Raw genomic sequence first — 19,674 nt, 5'->3', positions numbered from 1 at the left:
TTTTTCGTGTGCGCACGGACGTGTGTGGAGGACGGGGACTGATGAGCGAGCCGAACCCTTACAAGTCGGAGGACTCGGGGAGTTACGAGTGGGGGCCGGGCGGGCAGGCCGGGACGCCGGGGTACGGCTACCCGCAGACGCCTCCGCCGCCCGCCTACCAGCCGACGCTCGCGGGCGGGGTGCCGGTGCCGGCGCAGCAGCCGCCGATGCCCGGCATGCCGCCGGCCGGCGGCGGGGCGCCGCTGGTCAGCCTCGGTGACATCACGGTGGTGGGCGACCAGATCATCACGCCGGCCGGCAGCATGCCGCTGCGCGGCGCGGTGTGGAACGCGACGGACATGTCGCGGACCGAGGAGAAGATGCCGACCGTCGCGGTGGTCCTGGCGATCGTCTTCTTCCTGTTCTGTCTGCTCGGTCTGCTCTTCCTCCTGATGAAGGAGAAGAAGACGACCGGCTTCATCCAGGTCACCGTGACGAGCGCCGGCCGGCACCACTCGACGATGATTCCGGCGACCGGGCCGGACACCTTCGCGTGGGTGATGGGCCAGCTCAACTACGCCCGCTCGCTGAGCGTCTGACGGCGAGTCGGTTTCTCCGGCGTGAGGGGGGCGTCCGCGCGGACGCCCCCCTCAGCCGTGTGCTCCGCCGTGCCAGTGCGGTACGGAGGCGTCCTCCTCGGCCGCCCGCATGATCCGGCGCAGCAGGTCGTTCAGGACGGTGCGCTCCTCGGCGCTGAGCACGCCGAGCAGCCGGTGTTCCTCGTGGCCGAGGACGTCCATGGCGCCGAGCCAGGTCTCGCGGCCGGCGGCGGTGAGTTCGACGACCACCCGGCGGCGGTCGGTGGTGGACTGGGTGCGCCGGACCAGGCCGCGCTTCTCCAGGGCGTCGAGGCGGCCGGTGACGGAGGCGGGGGCGAGGTCGAGGTCCTCGGCGAGTTCGGAGGGCGCGGCGCTGCCGCCGCGGCCGGCGAGCTTATGGAGGGTGTCGAACTCGTGGCGCTCCAGGTCGAAGTCGACGAGGGACTGCTCGCGAACCCGGCGGAAGTAGACGGAGAGCTTCTTCATACGGGTGACGGCGCCCTCGACGACCGGGTCGAGGGAGGGCAGCACCGGGCGCCAGCGGTCGACGTGGTCGTCGGTCCAGTCGCGCGGTTCCTCGGTCGGGGTGGGTGCCATGGGGTGATCGTACGTCGGCGGGGCCGCCCCTTCCCGGCACAAGTATTTCGTTGACGAATTATTCGGCACCGAAATACTCTCCTCGGCATGCCCGCTCCCGCATCCGCTCCCGCGCCCGCTCCCCCGTCTCCCCATCCGCTGCGCACCCGCCCCTTCCGGCTGCTCTTCGCCGGACGGACGCTCTCGCTGCTCGGCGACGCCGCCATCCCCGCGGCCCTCGCCCTCGCCGTCCAGGAGGCCACCGGCTCCACGGCGGCCCTGGCCCTCGTGCTGGCCTGCTCGATGGTGCCGAAGCTGCTCCTGCTGCCGCTGGGCGGCGTCATGGGCGACCGCTTCGACGCGCGGACCATCGCGCTCGCCATGGACCTGGTCCGCTGCGTCACCCAACTCGTCGTCGGCGTCCAGCTGCTGGGCGGCACGCCCTCGCTCGCGGTGATCGCGTCCGTGGAAGTGATCGGCGGCGCCGCCGGTGCCTTCGCCACCCCCACGGCCGCGCCGCTCGTCCGGGGCACCGTCCCCGAGGCGGGGCTCCAGCGGGCGAACGCGGCGATGGCGGTGGCGCACAGCGCGAGCCGGGTCGGCGGACCGGCGCTGGCCGGGGCCCTCATCTTCACCGTGGGCCCGGGCTGGGCCTTCGTCCTGGACGCGGCGAGCTTCGCGGTGAGCGCGGCGCTGCTGTGCGCCGTGCGGATCGCGCGGGTCGAGCGGCCCGCGCCGGGCGCGCGCCCCTCCGTCCTCACCGATCTGCGCGAGGGCTGGCGCGAGGTGCGCACCCGTGACTGGTACTGGAGCAGCCTGATCGGGCACAGCGCCTGGAACGGCGCCGCCGCGGTCCTGATGACCCTCGGCCCGGGGATCGCCGTGCACCGGCTGGGCGGCGGGGCCGCCTGGGTGGCGCTGCTCCAGACGGGCGCGATCGGACTGCTGCTCGGCTCGCTCGTGGCCGACCGGGTGAGCCCGCGCCGCCCGGTCCTGACCGCGAACATCGGCCTCGCCACGTACGCGCTGCCGCTGCTGCTGCTCGCGGCCGGGGCGCCGGCGGTGGTGGTCATCGGGGCGTACGGCCTCGCGCAGGCCGGTCTCGGCTTCCTCACCCCGGTCTGGGAGACGGCGGTGCAGCGCGCGGTCCCGGAGCACGCGCTGGCGCGCGTGACCTCCTACGACTGGCTGCTGTCCTTCGCGGCGATGCCGCTGGGGTACGCGCTGGCGCCGCTCGCCGCCTCCACCTGGGGCCCCGGGGTGCCGCTGACGGTCGCGGCGCTCGTGGTGGCGGCCTGCTGCCTGGGCTCGGCCCTACTGCCGGGGGTCCGGCGCTTCACCGGCGGCCCGGACCCGGTCGCCCCCGCCGGGGCGGAGGCGGTCAGCCTGCCAGGAACCCGCTGAGCAGCCGGGCGGTCTCGGCCGGCCGTTCGAGGGCCGGAAGGTGACCGGCCCAGTCGAGGACGACCCGGCGGGCGTCGGGGAGGAGACCGGCGAGGCGGTCGCCGATGACGCCGAAGTCCGGGACGTCGTGGGCACCGGTGGCGACCAGTACGGGGACGTCGATGCCCGCGAGGTCCTTGTCGGTGACCTCGACCGCGCCGGGCGCGAACGCGTCGGGCGCGGGCAGCTGGAGCTCGAAGGCCCGGGTCTGCATGCGCAGCACCAGGTCGCGGGCGGCGGCGTCGGCGTCCGGGCCGAGCCAGAGGTCGACGTTGAGCGCGGCGGCACCGGGGATGTCGCCGGCGATCAGCAGCTCGCGCTCGCGGGCGAAGAAGGCGCGCAGTTCGGGGCCCGCCTCGTGGCCGGGTGCGGCGGCGCAGAGCAGGGCGAGCGCGGTCGTGCGGCCGGGGTGGCGGACGGTGAACTCCAGGGCCACCTCGCCGCCGAAGGAGGAGCCGACGAGCGCGGCCCGCTCGACGCCGAGGTGGTCCAGCAGGTCGCGGACGTCGTCCGCGTGGACGTGCGGGGCGTCGATCGGGGTGTCGCCGAAGCCGCGCAGGTCGCACCGCACCACGCGGCGGCCGGCGTCGGCCAGGGCGTGGAACTGCCCGTCCCACATGCGGCGGTCGCAGACGCCGGAGTGGAGCAGCAGAACGGTGTCGGGGCCGTCGCCGGCCACGTCGTGAGCAAGTGTCATGCGCCGACCCTAGAGGGCCTTACCGTTCGCCACCAGGGGTTTCCCCCGAGGGCCGGCCCGGGCTTGAACGCGTTCAAAGAGAGGTCTACAGTCGTCCACGTCAGCTTTGAACGCGTTCAAGGGAGCGTGAGGGCATGGACCTCACTGTCGTCGCGTACGTCCTCTACCTGCTCGTCAGCGTCGGGCTCACCATCTGGGTCGCCCGCACCCTCAGCCGCCACGGGCGGGTCTTCCTCGCCGACGTCCTGCACGGCAACGAGAAGCTCGCCGACGCCGTGAACCACCTGCTCGTCGTCGGCTTCTACCTCGTCAACCTCGGCTTCGTCGCCCTCCACCTGAGCCGGGAGCAGGCCGTCGCCGACGCCCGGCAGCTGCTCGAAGCCCTGTCGGTCAAGCTCGGCGTGGTGCTGCTGGTGCTGGGCGTGATGCACCTCGGCAACGTCTACGTCCTCAACCGGATCCGCCGCCGGGGCATGCTGGAGCGCGGCCAGACCCCGCCGGTCCCCCCGACCGGCTGGACCCCGCCGGCCGGCCGCCCGCAGGGCCCCGGCGCCGGCCCGTGGGCGACCCCGGCCACCGGCGCCTGACGCCGGAGGCGCGACGACATGGACCCGTGCCCGCCCGTGCGGCGCCTGACCGTCCTCTACGACGCGGACTGCCCGCTCTGCGCCCACCTGCGCCGCTGGCTCCTCTCGCAGGCGCAGCTGGTGCCGCTGGACCTCGTGCCGGCCGGGTCCCCCGAGGCGCGCCGGCGCTTCCCGGAGCTCGACCACGGCTCCACCCTGCGGGAGATCACCGTCGTCGGGGACGGCGGTCAGGTCTACCGCTCCACCGACGCCTGGATCGTCTGCCTCTGGGCCCTGGTCGCCCACCGCCCCCGGGCGCACTGGCTGGCCACCCCGGCCGGCCGGCCCTTCGCCCGGGCCGCCGTCCTCACCGCCGCGCGGTGGCGCGAGGCGCACGCCGGAGCACGGTGCGGGGCGGAGCGCCCGGCCGACTAGGCTCGGTCCCGTGAAGGACGCGATGGAAGAGAAGCCCGCCCAGGCCTCCGGTGCCCCCGGGGGCCCCGCGGCCTCCGAGGCCGGCAAGCCCGCCAGGGCGCCCAAGAGCGAGCAGACCCGGGCGCTCATCCTGGAGACCGCGCTCCGCCTCTTCAAGGACCGCGGCTACGACAAGACGACCATGCGGGCCATCGCGCAGGAGGCCGGCGTCTCCGTCGGCAACGCCTACTACTACTTCTCCTCCAAGGAGCACCTCGTCCAGGGCTTCTACGACCGGATCGCCGAGGAGCACCAGGCGGCCGTCGAGCCGATCCTGGAGGGCGGCGAGAAGGACCTGACGGCCCGGATCCGCGGGGTGCTCCTGGCCTGGCTGGACATCGCCGCCCCGTACCACGAGTTCGCGGCCCAGTTCTTCAAGAACGCGGCCGACCCGGACAGTCCGCTCAGCCCCTTCTCCCCCGAGTCGGAGGGCCCGCGCGAGGCCGCCATCGAGGTGCACCGCCGGGTCATCCGCGGCTCCTCGGTGAAGGTCGACCCGGCGCTCGCCGAGCCGCTGCCGCGGCTGCTGTGGCTCCAGCAGATGGGCCTGGTGCTGTTCTGGGTGTACGACCGCTCCGAGGGCGCCGCCAACAGCCGCCGCCTGGTGGAGCGGCTCGCCCCGGTCACCGCCCGGGCCATCTCGCTGTCCCGCTTCCGCATCCTGCGCCCGCTGGTCACCGACGTGCACGACGTGCTGTCCGACTTCATGCCGACGGCGGCGGGCATGGCGGCCTCGGGCAAGCCGAAGCGGAACACCCGCACGCCCTGAGGGCGCGCGGGTGTCCGCACGGTCCGGAGGTCCGGAACGGCCTAGATCCAGCTCAGTTCCCACAGGCGCCAGATGCCCGTGCCGTCCGTCAGGTACTGGGAGCCGGCGACGGCCTCCGTGGAGAGCACGTAGTCCTTCTTCTGCCAGAGCGGGACCAGCGGCACGTCCTTGGCGACCTCGTCCTGGATGGACTCGAAGTCGCCGGCCGCGCGGCCGCGGTCGCTGAACTGCTGGGTGGAGGCGATCAGCGAGTCGACCTTGCCGCTGGAGTAGCCGTTGTGCAGCGCGTTGCCGGTGCCGACGAGCGGGGCGGTGAAGTTGTCGGAGTCGGCGAAGTCGGGGAACCAGCCGATCGGGTAGGCGTCGAACTTGCCCGCCGCGTAGTCCTTCTGGAAGTTCTGCCACTCCACCGAGGTGACCGTGACCTCGAACAGGCCGGTCTCCTCCAGCTGCTTCTTGATCTCGGCGGCCTCGGCGGCGTAGGTGGCGTCCTTGCGGTGGCCGAGGGTGAACTTCACCGGCGTGTCGACGCCCGCGGCCCGCAGCAGCTGCTTGGCCTTGGCCGCGCTGGGCTCCGGGTAGGCGTCGTAGAAGGCCGTGCTGTGGCCCACGAAGCCCTGCGGGATGAGGGAGTAGAGCGGCTCGACGGTGCCCTTGTAGGCGCCGGTGACGATGGCCGGGCGGTCGATGACCGCGGCCACGGCCCGGCGGACCGCGACGCTCGACATCACCCGGCCGGGCCGGGTGTTGAAGTTGAGGTTGCGGATCTCGGCGCTGGCCGCCTCGGTGACCCGGGTGCCGTCCTTGGACGCCTCGCCGAGCGCGTTGAGGAAGTCCGGCGGCATCTGCCGGTGGGTCACGTCCACCTGCTTGTTCTTCCAGGCGGCCGCGAGCTCCTCGGACTCCTTGAAGTACTTCACCACGACCGGCCGGCCGGCCTTGCTGACGGCGCCCTTGTAGTGCGGGTTCGGCTCCAGGCGGGCCCTGACGCCCGGCTCGTACTCCTTGAGGACGTACGGCCCGGAGCCGTCCACCGTAGTGCCGTCGCGCAGCGACTTCGCCGGATAGGTGGTGTGGTCGACGATCGAGCCGGCGCCGGTGGCGAGCTTCAGGGGGAAGGTGGCGTCCCGGCCGCTGAGCTGGAAGGTCACCTTCTGGCCGGCGGCCGACACCTTCTTCAGGGTCGGGAAGAGCGGCGCGGGGCCGACGTCGGCCTTGATCGCGAGCATCCGCTCGAACGAATAGCGCACGTCCTCGCCGGTGATCTTGCGCCCGTTGGAGAAGGTGAGGTCGTCGCGGAGGGTGCACTCGTAGGAGCTGAGCTTGCTGCCGATGAACCGGCAGCTCTCGGCGGCGTCCGGGACCGGCGTGGTGAAGCCCGGCTTGAAGGTCAGCAGCGACTGGTAGATGTTGCTGTAGATCGCCCAGGAACCGGCGTCGTAGGCACCGGCCGGGTCGAGCGAGGTGACCTCGTCGGTCGTGCCGACGGTGATCGGATCGGTCCGTACCTCGTCGGAGGGCAGCAGCTGCCAGCCCCCGATTCCGGCCGCCACCAGAACTCCACAAGTGATCAATATGCGCAGACGGACCGTCGACCGCATGAGACGTGCTTCCTTTTTCGCGTTCCCACCCCTGGCGCGGCGGAATTCGGCCAGCCGCGATGGCGCCATCCCATCACACGAATTTCACTGGTGGAAGAGTAAACCTTCACACCGCACGCATATGTCCAGGGATAGGGGATTTCAGGCGACTGAGCAGTACGTATCGGTCACCACGCGCTCCGTTACGCCTGGCGGGAAGCGAGCTCCACGACGGTGATGTCCGAGGGTGCCCCGACCCGGACCGGCGGCCCCCAGGCGCCCGCTCCGCGCGAGACGTAGAGCTGGGTGTCGCCGTACCGCTCCAGGCCCGCGACCGTGGGATTGGCCAGCTCGGCGACGAGGTTGCCGGGCCACAGCTGGCCGCCGTGGGTGTGGCCGGACAGCTGGAGGTCGACGCCGTGCCGGACGGCGTCGTCGATGACGATCGGCTGGTGCGCGAGGAGCACGGCGGTACGGGCCCGGTCGCGGTCCCCCAGCGCCCTGGCGAAGTCGGGCCCCTGGCCCTCGCGCTCGCCGGCCACGTCGTCGACGCCGGCGAGGTCGAAGCCGGCGCCGATCTCGACCCGGGCGTTGCGCAGCGGGCGCAGCCCGAGCTCGCGGACGTGGTCCACCCAGGCGTCGGCGCCGGAGAAGTACTCGTGGTTGCCGGTCACGAAGAAGGCGCCGTCGCGGGACCGGAGCCCGGCGAGCGGCTCGGCGGCCGGGCCGAGGTCCGCCACGGAGCCGTCGACGAGGTCGCCCACGACGGCGACCAGGTCGGGCTGGGTGGCGTTGATGGTGTCGACGATCCGCTGGGTGTGCGCCCGTCCCAGGATCGGCCCCAGGTGGATGTCGGAGACCACCGCGATCCGGTAACCGTGCGCCGCGCGCGGCAGTTTGGCGAGCGGCACGGTGACCCGCTTCACCCGCGGGCCGCGCAGCACGCCGTACGTGCCGTAGCCGACGGTCCCGACCGCGAGCGCGGCGGCGGACCCGGAGACCACCCGGTTGACGAACAGCCGCCGGGACATCCCGGCCGGCTCGGGCGCCCCGGCGGGCTCGGCCGGCGCCTCGGGTACGGGAGCGGGCTCGGTCCCGGAGGCCGGCACCGTCACGGGGAGCTCGGCCGCCGGCGCCCCGGCCAGCACCTCGGTCGGCACCTCCGCCGGCGTTCCGGCCCGGCGCGCGAGCAGGCGGCGCAGCAGCGGCCGCAGCGGCTCGGTGGCGAGCAGCGCGAGCGTCACGTACAGCAGCAGCGCGAGCCACAGGAACCCGGGCCAGGCCAGCGCCTGTTCCAGGACGAAGGGCGCGCCCGCCCGGCCGGACACCAGCGCGCCGACCGACAGCAGCGGCAGCAGGACCGCGAGCCCGGTCCCGATCCGCCGGGCCGCGCCGCCGGGCGCGGTCAGGTCCCGCACCAGGCGCCGCCACACGTACCAGTGCACGGTGCCGAGCAGACCCAGCACCACGACCAGTCCGACCACCACGAGAACCACGCCCACGCCCGCCCGCCCCTGTCTCTTCCGCGTCTCTTCCGCTCTCCGGTCAGCGCTCGCGCCGCAGCGCGCGCACCCCACGCAACCCGATCACCCCGACCACCGTCCCCAGAACAAAGGACGTGATGGCCAGCAGCAGGTGAACCCAGAAGTAGGCCGTCGGATCGCCCGCGTCGTCGAAGGCGAGTCCGCTCCCGTCGTTCCAGAGGTTCTTGACGAAAGTGATCCAGATGAACCAGCTCCACACTCCGAACGCGAGCAGGAACCAGGAGACGGGGCGGCTGAGCTTCATGGCACCAGTATCACCGTCCGCCCCACCGCCCCTGCGGACGGGTGGACGAGCGGGGACGAACCGCCCCGCGGGGTTCGGAACGCGGTTGCGGGGATGTACGTTCTCGATCGTGTCCGCTTCGAAGATGACCGCGAAGGCCGCTTTCGCGGCCACCGCCGCCGCCGTTCTGCTGCCCGTCCTCGCCGCCGCTCCCGCGCACGCGGACGACAAGGCGCCGCAGCCCCAGCCCCCGGCCCGGATGTCGAGCGTGGGCGGGGTGCGGCTGTCGCAGCCCGGGACGCAGGTGGAGCTGGGCGCGGGGGCGCCGGTGCTGCCCAAGGAGCTGAGCGCGCGCTCGTGGATCGTGGCGGACGCCGAAAGCGGCCAGGTGCTCGCCGCGCACAACGCGCACTGGCCGCTGGCGCCGGCCTCCACGCTGAAGATGCTCTTCGCGGACACCCTGCTGCCGAAGTTCCCGCGGACGCAGAACCACACGGTCACCCAGGCCGACCTCCAGGGCCTGGGCGAGGGCTCCAGCCTGGTGGGCATCAAGGAGAAGCAGACCTACAGCGTCCACGACCTGTGGCTGGGCGTCTTCCTGCGCTCCGGCAACGACGCCGTGCACGTGCTCTCCGCGATGAACAACGGCGTGCAGCGGACCGTGGCGGAGATGCAGGCGCACGCCGAGGAGCTCCAGGCCCTGGACACCCACGTCAAGTCGCCGGACGGCTACGACGAGCAGGGCCAGGTCTCCTCCGCGTACGACCTCACCCTGATCGCCCGCAGCGGCATGCAGAAGCCGGACTTCCGGGAGTACGCGGCCACCCCGCGGGCGCAGTTCCCGGGCGAGGCCAAGCCGGGCAAGAAGCGCGAGACCTTCGAGATCCAGAACACCAACCGGCTGCTCACCGGTGACCTGGGCGTCGCCCCGTACCAGGGCATCGCCGGGGTGAAGAACGGCAACACCACGCACGCCGGGGCGACCTTCACCGGGGTCGCCGAGCGGAACGGCAAGGTGCTGCTCGTCACCGTCATGAACCCGTCCTCGAAGGAGCAGCACGCCGTCTACAAGGAGGCCGCGCGGCTGCTCGACTGGGGCTTCGCGGCGGCCGGCAAGGTGAAGCCGGTCGGCGAGCTGGTGCCGCCTGCCACGGCGGGGACGCCCCCGGGCACGAGCACGGCCGGGAGCACCGCGGGCACGGCCGGGGCCGAGCCCGCGCCGGGCAAGGACGCCCCGGGGAAGGACGCCGGGAAGGGTGCCGGGCACGCCTCGGTCGCCGCGTCGCGGTCCGGCGGGATGGGCATCGCGCTGGCCGTCGCGGGCGGGGTGCTGGTGCTGCTCGCGGTCGGGGTGTTCCTGGTCAACCGGCGCTGGCCGCTGGCGGGCGCCCGTCGCCGGGACCGGGCCGACCGGGACCGGACTCCTCTGGGCCCGGCTCAGCAGACCGCGGAGACTCCGGAGACTCCGGACGAGGCTCCGGCGACCCCGGCCCCCTGACCCCGACGGCGGTCCACGCGGCGCAGAACAGCAGCAGCTTCGCGGTGAAGTTGATCCACAGCAGCAGGGCGACCGGCACGCCGAACGCCCCGTACATCGACTTCGCCGCGACGCCCTTCATGTAGCCGCCGAGCAGCAGCTTGAGCAGCTCGAAGCCGACCGCGCCGAGCAGCGCGGCGAGCACCAGGTCGCGGCGGCGCGGCTCGACGCCGGGCAACAGCGTCAGCACGTACGACAGGATCAGGAAGTCGGCGACGACCGCGACCAGGATCGCCGCGGCCTCGATGAGCATCCGGCCGGGGCCCGTGTCCGCGATGCCGATCCGCTCCGCGCTCCAGCCGACGGCGGTGGAGCCCAGCCAGGACGCGGCGAGCGAGCAGATCATGACGCCGCCGAGGCCGAGCAGCACGACCGCGTCCTTGCCCTTGCGCAGCACCGGGTTGCCCTCGTCGGCGTCGTCCAGGCCCCACACCGCCCGCAGGCACTCGCGCATCGAGCCGACCCAGCCGATGCCGGTGAAGAGCAGCACGGCGCCGGCGACCAGACCGATCGTGCCGGCGTTGTCGACGAGGCCGGCGATGTCGAGCTGGTCGGAGATGCCGGGGACCTGGTCGGCGATCTTCTCCTCGATCCGGTCGAGCTGTTCGGCGGAGAGCAGCGCGGCGCCGATCGCGGCGGCGACGGTGATCAGCGGGAAGAGCGCGAGGAAGCTGAGGAAGGTGATGGCGGCGGCGAGGCGTGGCCAGTGGACCTCGTCGAGCCGCTCGTAGGCGTGCCAGGCGTGCGTCCGCGTCAGCCGGACGACCCAGGGTCCGACGACGGGGAGCTTGGTCAGCCAGTCCATGGCGTGCGGGCCTCCGGGGTCGGGGGTGCGGCGGTGTTCCGGGACGCGGAGGTCCGGGTTCCCCAGAATCGCAGAGCCACGCCGGGATGCCGCCGAGCCCGGGTCCCGACACGGCCGCGGGCGACGGCGGGCCGGGTGGCCCGCGGCCGGGGCGGGCGGCTCACAGGCCGGCGACCGCCATCCCGTACATCGCCGCCCACACCAGGCCGATGACGGCGAGCGGCCGGTCGCGCAGCACCACGTCCTCGGGCTCGCCCGCGGTGCCCCGGTCGGCGAAGACGGCGTAGCGCAGCACGGCGAGGACGAAGGCGACGACGGAGAGCTGCCGCCACGGCAGCAGCCCGCCGTGCGCGCTGCCGCCCTCCAGCGCCCACAGGCAGTAGCCGAGGACGGCGACGGCCGCCGCGGACTGCCAGACGAAGCGCAGGTAGCCGGGGGTGTACTGGGTGAGCAGGGCGCGGGTCGCGCCCTGGGCGTCGGCCAGTTGGACGGCCTCGGAGTAGCGCTTGGCGGCGACCATGAAGAGCGCGCCGAAGCCGGTGGTGAGGAGGAACCAGCGGGAGAGCGGGATGCCGAGGGCGATCCCGCCCGTCATGGCGCGCAGCAGGAACCCGGCGGCGACGACGGCGAGATCGGCGACGAGGACGTGCTTGAGGCGTACGCAGTAGGCGAGTTGCATGCCGAGGTAGGCGGCGATCACCACGCCGGTCATCGCGTTGCACCAGAGGGCCGCGCCGACCGCGGCGCCGGTGCCGAGCACGGCGCCGGTGGCGTGGGCGAGGGGTACGGGCACGACTCCGGCGGCCACCGGCCGGTGCCGTTTGACCGGGTGGGCCCGGTCGGCGGGCGCGTCGCGGGCGTCGTTGACCAGGTACACGGCCGCCGCGGCCGCCGTGAACAGGCCGAAGACGAGGCCCAGTCGGGCCGCGTTGTGCCAGGAGCCGAGCTGCCCGGCGGCGGCGGGCGCGGCGATCACGAGGAGGTTCTTGACCCACTGCCGGGGCCGGGCGGTGCGCAGCAGCCCGTACAGCAGCGCGGCCGCACGGCGACGGGGCCGCGCCGGGCGGGCGGGCGCCGGCGCGGGCGGGCGCGGCGGCAGGAGGGCGGTCGTGGTGCGGGTCGGCTCAGGCACGGGGGCCTCCGGTGAGCCAGCGGCGGCCGGCCGCAGCGGTGGCCGCGCCGAGCAGGGCGCCGGCGGCGACGTCGCTGGGGTAGTGGACGCCGACGACGAGCCGGGCCACGCACATCGCGGCGGCGGCCGGCCGGACCAGGTGGCGCACGGGCGGGTGGAGGGCGGCGAAGGCGACGGCGGCGGCCGCGGCCGAGCTGGCGTGCGAGCTGGGGAAGGAGTGCCGTCCGGCGGTGCGGACCAGGGGCGCGTACTCGGCGGCGGGCGGCCGGGCGCGCCGTACCGCCCGCTTCACCGCCATGCTGGCCAGGTGCGCGCCGCCGACGAGGGCGGTGCCGCGCAGCCAGCCGGTGCGGCGGGGCGGGTCGGCGGCCGCGGCGAGCAGCCCGGCGGCCAGCCAGAGGGCGCCGTGCTCGCCGGCGAGGGACAGCCCGCGGGCCGCGCCCGCGACCGCGCCGCGGGCGCCGGTGGCGCGCAGCGCGCGGAGCAGCCGCCGGTCCAGCGCGGGAGCGGGAGCGGGAGCGCGGACCCGGGCGGGGGCGGGGGCAGGGGCGAGGGCGGTCGGGTCCGTCGTGCGCGTCATGTTTCCTTCGGCTCCCCGTGTCGGCGTCCGGTCCGCATCGGCCACGGGCGACTCTGACGGGCGAAGGCGTCCGGGAGGGCGGGAGGCTTTCCTGACACTCGTTTAATCACCCATTTCGCGGAACCGGCCATCAATCCCGGCATAAGCGACACTCCCGGCTATACGGTCAGCGCATGGCACCCGACACGGACCCGGACGCGGACATCGACACCCTCACCGGCTGGGGCCGCACCGCCCCCACCCACGCCCGGGTCATCCGCCCCCGGACGTACGAGGAGGCCGCCGCGGCCGTCCGCGCCTGCGGGGCCCGCGGGTCGATCGCGCGGGGCCTCGGCCGGGCGTACGGGGACGCGGCGCAGAACGCCGGCGGCGCCGTGCTCGACATGACCGGCCTGGCCCGGATCCGCGCCGTCGACGCCGAGGCCGGGCTCGTGGTCTGCGACGCCGGGGTGAGCCTGCACCACCTGATGGAGGTGCTGCTGCCGCTCGGCTGGTTCGTGCCGGTCACCCCCGGCACCCGCTACGTCACCGTCGGCGGCGCGGTCGGCGCCGACATCCACGGCAAGAACCACCACGTCTCCGGCTCCTTCTCCCGGCACGTCGTCTCGCTCGACCTGCTCACCGCCGACGGGCAGGTGCGCACGGTCGCCCCGGGCACCCCGCTCTTCGACGCCACCGCCGGCGGGATGGGCCTGACCGGGGTGATCCTCTCCGTGACCCTGCGCCTGCTGCCCGTCGAGACCTCGCTGATGCGCGTCGACACCGAACGCGCCACCGACCTCGACGACCTGATGGCCCGGCTGACCGCCACCGACCACCGCTACCGCTACTCGGTCGCCTGGATCGACCTGCTCGCGCGCGGCGCGGCGACCGGCCGGGCCGTCCTGACCCGGGGCGACCACGCCCCGTACGAGGCCCTGCCGGCCCGGGCCCGCCGGGCGCCGCTCGCCTTCCGGCCCGGACGGCTGCCGGCCGCGCCCGCCCACGTCCCCGAGGGGCTGCTCGGCCGCACCACGGTCGGCCTCTTCAACGAACTCTGGTACCGCAAGGCGCCCCGGCACTCCACCGGCCGGCTGCAGTCCCTCGGCTCCTTCTTCCACCCGCTCGACGGCGTCCCGCACTGGAACCGGGTCTACGGGCGCGGCGGCTTCGTGCAGTACCAGTTCGTCGTCGGCCACGGGCGGGAGGAGACCCTTCGCCGGGTGGTGCGCCGGATCGCCACCCGCGGCTGCCCGTCCTTCCTGGCCGTCCTGAAGCGCTTCGGCGCGGCCGACCCCGGCTGGCTGTCCTTCCCGATGCCCGGCTGGACCCTGGCGCTCGACATCCCGGCCTCGCTCAGCGGCCTCGGCGCCTTCCTCGACGAGCTGGACGAGGAGGTCGTGGCGGCCGGCGGCCGGGTCTACCTGGCGAAGGACTCGCGGCTGCGGCCCGAGCTGCTCGCCGCGATGTACCCCCGGCTCGGGGACTTCCGCGAGCTGCGCGCCGCCCTGGACCCGCGCGCGGTCTTCGTCTCCGACCTGGCCCGCCGCCTCGGCCTCTGACCCCGTCCCCCGCCGTCCCCCTCCCCCTGTCCCCCGCCTCTCCCGTCCCCGCCCGTCCCTGTCCGTGTCCCGTCTGGAGCGTGAACGTCATGAAGGACGCCTTCGGCGCACCCCAGTCCCTGCTGATCCTCGGCGGCACCTCCGAGATCGGCCTCGCCACCGCCCGCCGGCTGATCGCCCGCCGCACCCGGACCGTGTGGCTGGCCGGCCGCCCCTCCCCCGCGCTCGCCGCCGCTGCGGAGTCGCTGCGCGCCCTGGGCGCCACCGTGCACACCGTGCCCTTCGACGCGCTGGACACCGGGTCCCACGAGGAACGGCTCGGGAAGATCTTCACCGAGGGGGACATCGACCTCGTCCTGCTCGCCTTCGGCGTCCTCGGCGACCAGGTGCGCGACGAGTCCGACCCGCTCTCGGCGGTCCGGGTCGCCCAGACCAACTACACCGGCGCCGTCTCGGCCGGCCTGGTCTGCGCCCAGGCGCTCCAGGCGCAGGGGCACGGCTCGCTGGTGGTGCTCTCCTCGGTGGCGGGCGAGCGCGCCCGGCGGGCGAACTTCATCTACGGCTCGTCGAAGGCCGGGCTCGACGCCTTCGCGCAGGGCCTCGGCGACGCGATGCACGGCACCGGGGTGCACGTGATGGTGGTGCGGCCCGGCTTCGTCCGCACCCGGATGACCGCGGGACTGGCGGAGGCGCCGCTCGCGACCACCCCGGAGGCGGTCGCCACGGCGATCGAGCTGGGGCTGCGGCGCCGCTCGGAGACGGTGTGGGTGCCGGGCGCGCTGCGCGTGGTGATGTCGGCCCTGCGGCACGTGCCGCGGCCGCTGTTCCGCCGGCTGCCGGTGTAGCGGCCGGGGCGGGGTCGGGACCGGGCCTAGGAGGTGACCGCCGGCGCGTCGACGGGGCTGCCGCCCTGCGCCGGGACGGCGGCGATGGTCCGGCCGCTGCCGAACTCATAGTCGTACAGCTTCCGCCACACCGCGTCCGCGCCCTGCTCGTACAGCGCGAAGGAACGGCAGGTCCAGGAGGCCTCGTACCCGGACAGCTCCTCGAAGGCCCGGTCCATCGCCTCCTCGGAGATGCCGTGCGCCACGGTGACGTGCGGGTGGTACGGGAACTGGAGCTCGCGCGGGACCGGGCCGGCCTCGTCGCGGACCAGCTGCTGGAGCCGGTCGCAGCCGGCCGCGCCCTCGACGAGCTGCACGAAGACCACCGGGGACAGCGGCCGGAAACTGCCGGTGCCCCGCAGGCGCATCGCGAAGGGCTCGCTGAGCGCCGCGATCGAGGCCAGGTGGGCCTTGATCTCCGGCAGCCGCTCCTCGTCGACCTCGGTCGGCGGCAGCAGGGTGACGTGGGTCGGAATGCCGTGCGCGGCGGGATCCCCGAAGCCCGCGCGCCGCTCCTGGAGCAGGCTGCCGTGAGGCTCCGGGACCGCGATCGAAACGCCGAGCGTTACGGTCCCCACGTCGTTCTCCTCCGTCGTCCGTCGTCCGTCGTGCGTGGAAATGTGTGTGGTGGTGCAGCCGCCAGTGTGCGGCTTGCACCACCGTTTCGGCCAGAGTCCTTCGACCCGCGCCGCGGCTCAGTGCTTGGCGGGCAGGAAGCCGATCCTCTCGTAGGTCTGCGCCAGCGTCTCGGCGGCGACCGCCCGGGCCTTCTCCGCGCCCTTGGCCAGCACCGAGTCCAACGTCTCGGGGTCGTCCAGGTACTCCTGGGTGCGGGTCCGGAACGGAGTGACGAAGTCCACCATGACCTCGGCGAGGTCGGTCTTCAGGGCGCCGTACATCTTGCCCTCGTAGCTCTTCTCCAGGTCGGCGATCGACGTGTCGGTGAGCACGGACATGATGGTGAGCAGGTTGGAGACGCCGGCCTTGTGCTCCGGGTCGAAGCGGATCACGGTGTCGGTGTCGGTGACCGCGCTCTTGACCTTCTTGGCCGTGGTCTTCGGCTCGTCGAGCAGGTTGATGAGGCCCTTCGGCGTGGACGCCGACTTGCTCATCTTGACCGCCGGGTCCTGGAGGTCGTAGATCTTCGCCGTCTCCTTGAGGATGTACGGCGCGGGGATCGTGAACGTCTCGCCGAAGCGCCCGTTGAAGCGCTCCGCGAGGTCGCGGGTCAGCTCGATGTGCTGGCGCTGGTCCTCGCCGACCGGGACCTGGTGGGCCTGGTAGAGCAGGATGTCGGCGACCTGGAGGATCGGGTACGTGAAGAGGCCGACGGTCGCGCGGTCGGCGCCCTGCTTCGCGGACTTGTCCTTGAACTGGGTCATGCGGGAGGCCTCGCCGAAGCCGGTGAGGCAGTTCATGACCCAGCCGAGCTGGGCGTGCTCGGGGACGTGGCTCTGGACGAAGAGGGTGCAGCGCTCCGGGTCGAGGCCCGCGGCGAGCAGCTGGGCGGCGGCGAGCCGGGTGTTGGCGCGCAGCTCGGCGGGGTCCTGCGGGACCGTGATCGCGTGCAGGTCCACGACCATGTAGAAGGCGTCGTGGGACTCCTGCAGCGCGACCCACTGCCGGACGGCGCCGAGGTAGTTGCCGAGGTGGAACGAGCCTGCGGTGGGCTGGATTCCGGAGAGCACACGAGGTCGATCAGAGGCCATGCTCATCATTCTCTCAGGTGCGCGGGGCGTTCCCGGACTGCCCGCCCACCGCGGGCCGGTGAGACGCGGGACACACGTCCCGCGTCTGTGTCGCGCGGGCGTCAGACGGGCAGGCCCGGGGCCGGGAAGGCGCCCATGAGCTCGGCGACCTCGGCGCGGACCGCGGCGAGCGCGGCCTCGTCGCCCTTGCCGGCGGCGGTGACGCCGCGGTCGATCCACTCGGCGACCCGCGGCATGTGGTCCGTGGTGAGGCCGCGGGAGGTGAGGGACGGGGTGCCGATGCGGACGCCGGAGGGGTCGAAGGGCTTGCGGGGGTCGTAGGGGACGGTGTTGTAGTTGACGACGATCCCGGCCCGGTCGAGGGCCTTGGCGGCGATCTTGCCGGGGACCTCCTTGGGGGTGAGGTCCATGAGGATCAGGTGGTTGTCGGTGCCGCCGGAGACGAGGTCGAAGCCGCGGGCGAGCAGCGCCTCGGCGAGCGCCCGGGCATTGGCGACGACGGCGTGGGCGTAGTCCCGGAAGGCGGGCCGGGCGGCCTCGTGCAGGGCGACGGCGATGGCGGCGGTGGTCTGGTTGTGCGGGCCGCCCTGGAGGCCGGGGAAGACGGCCTTGTCGAGGGCCTTCGCGTGCTCCGCGCGGGACATCAGCATGGCGCCGCGCGGGCCGCGCAGGGTCTTGTGGGTGGTGGTGGACACCACGTCGACGTGCGGGACGGGGGACGGGTGGGCGCCGCCCGCGATCAGGCCGGCGATGTGGGCGACGTCGGCGACGAGCACGGCGCCGGCCTCGCGGGCGATCTCCCCGAAGGCGGCGAAGTCGATGGTGCGGGGCAGCGCGGTGCCGCCGCAGAAGATGACCTTGGGGCGCTCGGCGAGGGCGAGCTCGCGGACCTGGTCGTAGTCGATGAGCCCGGTGTCCCGGCGCACGCCGTACTGCACGCCCCGGAACCAGGTGCCGGTGGCGGAGACGCCCCAGCCGTGGGTGAGGTGGCCCCCCATGGGCAGGGCCATGCCCATGACGGTGTCGCCGGGCTCGGCGAAGGCGAGGTAGACGGCGAGGTTGGCGGGCGAGCCGGAGTAGGGCTGGACGTTGGCGTGGTCGACGCCGAAGAGGGCCTTGGCGCGCTCGACGGCGAGGGTCTCGACCCGGTCGATGTTCTGCTGGCCCTCGTAGTAGCGGCGGCCGGGGTAGCCCTCGCTGTACTTGTTCTGGAGGACGGTGCCGGAGGCTTCGAGGACGGCGGCGGAGACGTAGTTCTCGCTGGGGATGAGGCGCAGGGTCTCGGCCTGGAGCCGCTCCTCGGCGCCGACGAGGGCGGCGAGCTCGGGGTCGGCGGCCGAAAGCGCCGGGTGGTGGGCGGGAAGGTCCGCGTGGTGGGCGGGAAGGTCCGCGGGGTGGTGGGCGGGAAGGTTCGTGGGGTGGTGGGCGGGAAGGTTCATGGCGTTGTCGGCGTCCATGGCGTGTGCCTCCGGGCAGCTGGGTCCCGGCGCGGGAGGCGCACGGGACTCGACGGTCGGTCGTCCCGTGATGCCCAGGCGAGCGGCACCTCGTGTGGTCTGCCGCGCACGGCTCCCCCGGGGTCGGTTCCCCGTACGCCAGTCGCCGTGCGTGTTTCCACAGTAGCGGGCGCGTCGTCGCCGGAGGTTTCCCGGTCCGGCATGCGAGCGACGATAAGAAAAGGGAGCCACATCCTCCCCTGCCGCAGGACGAACGGAGATCCCGTGTCGAGTACGTCGAGGACCCAGGACGAGATCGCTGCCGCGGACGCGCACAGCGCCCACAACTACCACCCGCTGCCCGTGGTCGTCGCCTCGGCCGAGGGCGCGTGGATGACCGATGTCGAGGGGCGCCGCTTCCTCGACATGCTCGCCGGGTACTCGGCGCTCAACTTCGGCCACGGCAACCGCCGGCTGATCGACGCCGCCAAGGCGCAGCTCGACCGGGTGACGCTGACCTCGCGGGCCTTCCACCACGACCGGTTCGGCGAGTTCTGCGCGCGCCTGGCCGAGCTGTGCGGCAAGGAGGCGGTGCTGCCGATGAACACGGGGGCGGAGGCCGTCGAGACGGCGGTGAAGACGGCCCGCAAGTGGGGGTACGAGGTGAAGGGCGTGCCGGACGGGCACGCGAAGATCGTGGTGGCCGGGAACAACTTCCACGGCCGGACGACGACGATCGTCTCCTTCTCGACGGACCACGAGGCCCGGGACCACTTCGGGCCGTACACGCCGGGCTTCGAGATCGTCCCGTACGGCGACCTGACGGCGCTGGAGGCGGCGGTCACCGAGAACACGGTGGCGGTGCTGCTCGAACCCATCCAGGGCGAGGCGGGGGTGCTGGTCCCGCCGCCGGGCTATCTGCGCGGGGTGCGGGAGCTGACGGCCCGGCGGAACGTGCTGTTCATGGCGGACGAGATCCAGTCGGGCCTGGGCCGCACGGGGAGGACGTTCGCGTGCGAGCACGAGGGCGTGGTGCCGGACGTGTACGTCCTCGGCAAGGCGCTGGGCGGCGGCGTGGTGCCGGTGTCGGCGGTGGTCGCGGACCGGGACGTGCTCGGGGTGTTCCGCCCGGGCGAGCACGGCTCGACCTTCGGCGGCAACCCGCTGGCCTGCGCGGTCGCCCTGGAGGTGATCGCGATGCTGCGCACCGGCGAGTACCAGGAGCGGGCCGCCGAGCTGGGCGAGCACCTGCACGCGGAGCTGGGCCTGCTGGTCGGCGGCGGCGCGGTGGAGGCGGTGCGCGGCCGGGGCCTGTGGGCGGGCGTGGACATCACGCCCGCGAAGGGCACGGGCCGGCAGGTCTCGGAGCGCCTGATGGAGCGGGGCGTCCTGGTGAAGGACACCCACGGCTCGACGATCCGGATCGCGCCGCCGCTGGTGATCTCGAAGGAGGACCTGGACTGGGGGCTGGAGCAGCTGCGGGGCGTGCTGGCGGAGTGACGGCGGCCGGGCCGGCCGGCGGCCGTGTGGTTCCGCCGGCCGGCCGGGCCCGGACCTCGGCGGTCCCCCTTCGGGCTGGACCGCCGAGGTCCGTTTCCCG

19 protein-coding genes, 1 pseudogene and 1 riboswitch are annotated in these 19,674 nt (G+C 73.8%); of the genes and pseudogenes, 9 read left to right on the top strand and 11 right to left on the bottom strand.

Translation table 11 applies throughout. The features are described 5' to 3' along the window. Positions 1-41 precede the first annotated feature (41 nt). Complete coding sequence (locus ACIGW2_RS03155; RefSeq protein ID WP_356074626.1) at positions 42-578, top strand: hypothetical protein; 537 nt, start codon at positions 42-44, stop codon at positions 576-578. A 51-nt stretch (positions 579-629) separates the two neighbouring features. On the opposite strand, the gene ACIGW2_RS03150 is transcribed toward ACIGW2_RS03155, so the two are convergent. Next, positions 630-1,175, bottom strand: a complete 546-nt coding sequence (locus tag ACIGW2_RS03150) for a MarR family transcriptional regulator (protein ID WP_356074629.1) — start codon at positions 1,173-1,175, stop codon at positions 630-632. A gap of 87 nt (positions 1,176-1,262) precedes the next feature. On the opposite strand from ACIGW2_RS03150, the gene ACIGW2_RS03145 reads away from it, so the two are divergent. Next, positions 1,263-2,558: an MFS transporter gene (locus ACIGW2_RS03145; protein ID WP_399840739.1), complete on the top strand. Its 1,296-nt coding sequence runs from the start codon at positions 1,263-1,265 to the stop codon at positions 2,556-2,558. Here the strand turns inward: ACIGW2_RS03145 and ACIGW2_RS03140 are convergent. Further along, complete coding sequence (locus ACIGW2_RS03140) at positions 2,536-3,294, bottom strand: alpha/beta fold hydrolase (protein ID WP_399840737.1); 759 nt, start codon at positions 3,292-3,294, stop codon at positions 2,536-2,538. The two genes, ACIGW2_RS03145 and ACIGW2_RS03140, sit on opposite strands and share 23 nt — an antisense overlap. Positions 3,295-3,428: 134 nt before the next feature. Between ACIGW2_RS03140 and ACIGW2_RS03135 the strand changes: the two genes are divergently transcribed. Genes ACIGW2_RS03135 through ACIGW2_RS03125 form a run of 3 tightly spaced genes read left to right on the top strand, consistent with a single transcriptional unit; the run spans position 3,429 to position 5,103 of the window. Then, positions 3,429-3,881 carry a hypothetical protein gene (locus ACIGW2_RS03135; protein WP_391653100.1) on the top strand — a complete coding sequence of 151 codons (453 nt, stop codon included), beginning with the start codon at positions 3,429-3,431 and terminating at the stop codon, positions 3,879-3,881. 18 nt (positions 3,882-3,899) lie between these two features. Continuing rightward, positions 3,900-4,295: a thiol-disulfide oxidoreductase DCC family protein gene (locus tag ACIGW2_RS03130; RefSeq protein ID WP_399840735.1), complete on the top strand. Its 396-nt coding sequence runs from the start codon at positions 3,900-3,902 to the stop codon at positions 4,293-4,295. A 22-nt stretch (positions 4,296-4,317) separates the two neighbouring features. Beyond that, positions 4,318-5,103, top strand: coding sequence for a TetR family transcriptional regulator (locus ACIGW2_RS03125; protein WP_361575780.1), 786 nt, complete (start codon positions 4,318-4,320; stop codon positions 5,101-5,103). A gap of 41 nt (positions 5,104-5,144) precedes the next feature. Here the strand turns inward: ACIGW2_RS03125 and ACIGW2_RS03120 are convergent, their stop codons facing one another. The 3 genes from ACIGW2_RS03120 to ACIGW2_RS03110 form a co-directional block, all read right to left on the bottom strand. Continuing rightward, the gene (locus tag ACIGW2_RS03120; RefSeq protein WP_391653102.1) at positions 5,145-6,704 is read right to left on the bottom strand and encodes an ABC transporter substrate-binding protein; all 1,560 of its coding nucleotides are present in this window, start codon (positions 6,702-6,704) and stop codon (positions 5,145-5,147) included. A 182-nt stretch (positions 6,705-6,886) separates the two neighbouring features. Beyond that, complete coding sequence (locus ACIGW2_RS03115; RefSeq protein ID WP_399840938.1) at positions 6,887-8,179, bottom strand: metallophosphoesterase; 1,293 nt, start codon at positions 8,177-8,179, stop codon at positions 6,887-6,889. A 49-nt stretch (positions 8,180-8,228) separates the two neighbouring features. Then, the gene (locus ACIGW2_RS03110) at positions 8,229-8,471 is read right to left on the bottom strand and encodes an SCO4848 family membrane protein (protein ID WP_361575497.1); all 243 of its coding nucleotides are present in this window, start codon (positions 8,469-8,471) and stop codon (positions 8,229-8,231) included. Between ACIGW2_RS03110 and ACIGW2_RS03105 the strand changes: the two are divergent. Continuing rightward, positions 8,410-9,432, top strand: a pseudogene (locus ACIGW2_RS03105) (D-alanyl-D-alanine carboxypeptidase); the annotation flags it as partial. The gene ACIGW2_RS03110 and the pseudogene ACIGW2_RS03105 overlap by 62 nt on opposite strands. 379 nt (positions 9,433-9,811) lie before the next feature. Here the strand turns inward: ACIGW2_RS03105 and ACIGW2_RS03100 are convergent. The 3 genes from ACIGW2_RS03100 to ACIGW2_RS03090 all read right to left on the bottom strand — a co-directional run bounded on the left by ACIGW2_RS03100 (position 9,812) and on the right by ACIGW2_RS03090 (position 12,504). Further along, complete coding sequence (locus ACIGW2_RS03100; protein WP_391653103.1) at positions 9,812-10,792, bottom strand: YihY/virulence factor BrkB family protein; 981 nt, start codon at positions 10,790-10,792, stop codon at positions 9,812-9,814. Positions 10,793-10,952: 160 nt separating this feature from the next. Further along, positions 10,953-11,924, bottom strand: a complete 972-nt coding sequence (locus ACIGW2_RS03095) for a decaprenyl-phosphate phosphoribosyltransferase (protein WP_399840733.1) — start codon at positions 11,922-11,924, stop codon at positions 10,953-10,955. Continuing rightward, a complete protein-coding gene (locus ACIGW2_RS03090; protein WP_391653106.1) occupies positions 11,917-12,504 on the bottom strand; it encodes a phosphatase PAP2 family protein in 588 nt (195 codons plus the stop codon). Before ACIGW2_RS03090 ends, ACIGW2_RS03095 begins: the two co-directional genes overlap by 8 nt. Before the next feature lie 173 nt (positions 12,505-12,677). On the opposite strand from ACIGW2_RS03090, the gene ACIGW2_RS03085 reads away from it, so the two are divergent. Together ACIGW2_RS03085 and ACIGW2_RS03080 are read left to right on the top strand one after the other, a co-directional pair. Then, the gene (locus tag ACIGW2_RS03085; RefSeq protein WP_391653108.1) at positions 12,678-14,045 is read left to right on the top strand and encodes an FAD-binding protein; all 1,368 of its coding nucleotides are present in this window, start codon (positions 12,678-12,680) and stop codon (positions 14,043-14,045) included. A gap of 89 nt (positions 14,046-14,134) precedes the next feature. Further along, a complete protein-coding gene (locus tag ACIGW2_RS03080; protein WP_391653364.1) occupies positions 14,135-14,890 on the top strand; it encodes a decaprenylphospho-beta-D-erythro-pentofuranosid-2-ulose 2-reductase in 756 nt (251 codons plus the stop codon). Positions 14,891-14,916: 26 nt separating this feature from the next. On the opposite strand, the gene ACIGW2_RS03075 is transcribed toward ACIGW2_RS03080, so the two are convergent. From ACIGW2_RS03075 to glyA, 3 genes are all read right to left on the bottom strand, one after another. Next, a complete protein-coding gene (locus tag ACIGW2_RS03075) occupies positions 14,917-15,507 on the bottom strand; it encodes a 2'-5' RNA ligase family protein (RefSeq protein ID WP_356072294.1) in 591 nt (196 codons plus the stop codon). Positions 15,508-15,624: 117 nt separating this feature from the next. Then, positions 15,625-16,638, bottom strand: coding sequence for a tryptophan--tRNA ligase (gene trpS / locus ACIGW2_RS03070; protein ID WP_356072296.1), 1,014 nt, complete (start codon positions 16,636-16,638; stop codon positions 15,625-15,627). A 101-nt stretch (positions 16,639-16,739) separates the two neighbouring features. Beyond that, complete coding sequence (gene glyA, locus ACIGW2_RS03065; RefSeq protein ID WP_391653110.1) at positions 16,740-18,095, bottom strand: serine hydroxymethyltransferase; 1,356 nt, start codon at positions 18,093-18,095, stop codon at positions 16,740-16,742. A gap of 65 nt (positions 18,096-18,160) precedes the next feature. Next, positions 18,161-18,251, bottom strand: a riboswitch (ZMP/ZTP riboswitch). A 108-nt stretch (positions 18,252-18,359) separates the two neighbouring features. Here glyA and rocD point away from each other — a divergent pair. Beyond that, positions 18,360-19,574 carry an ornithine--oxo-acid transaminase gene (rocD, locus tag ACIGW2_RS03060; RefSeq protein WP_391653111.1) on the top strand — a complete coding sequence of 405 codons (1,215 nt, stop codon included), beginning with the start codon at positions 18,360-18,362 and terminating at the stop codon, positions 19,572-19,574. Positions 19,575-19,674 lie beyond the last annotated feature (100 nt).

The sequence above is a fragment of the Streptomyces sp. NPDC053541 genome (genome assembly GCF_044544705.1).
Taxonomy (GTDB): domain Bacteria; phylum Actinomycetota; class Actinomycetes; order Streptomycetales; family Streptomycetaceae; genus Streptomyces.
Note: the sequence above shows the minus strand (reverse complement) of the source record. Positions and strands in the feature narration are given on the sequence as shown.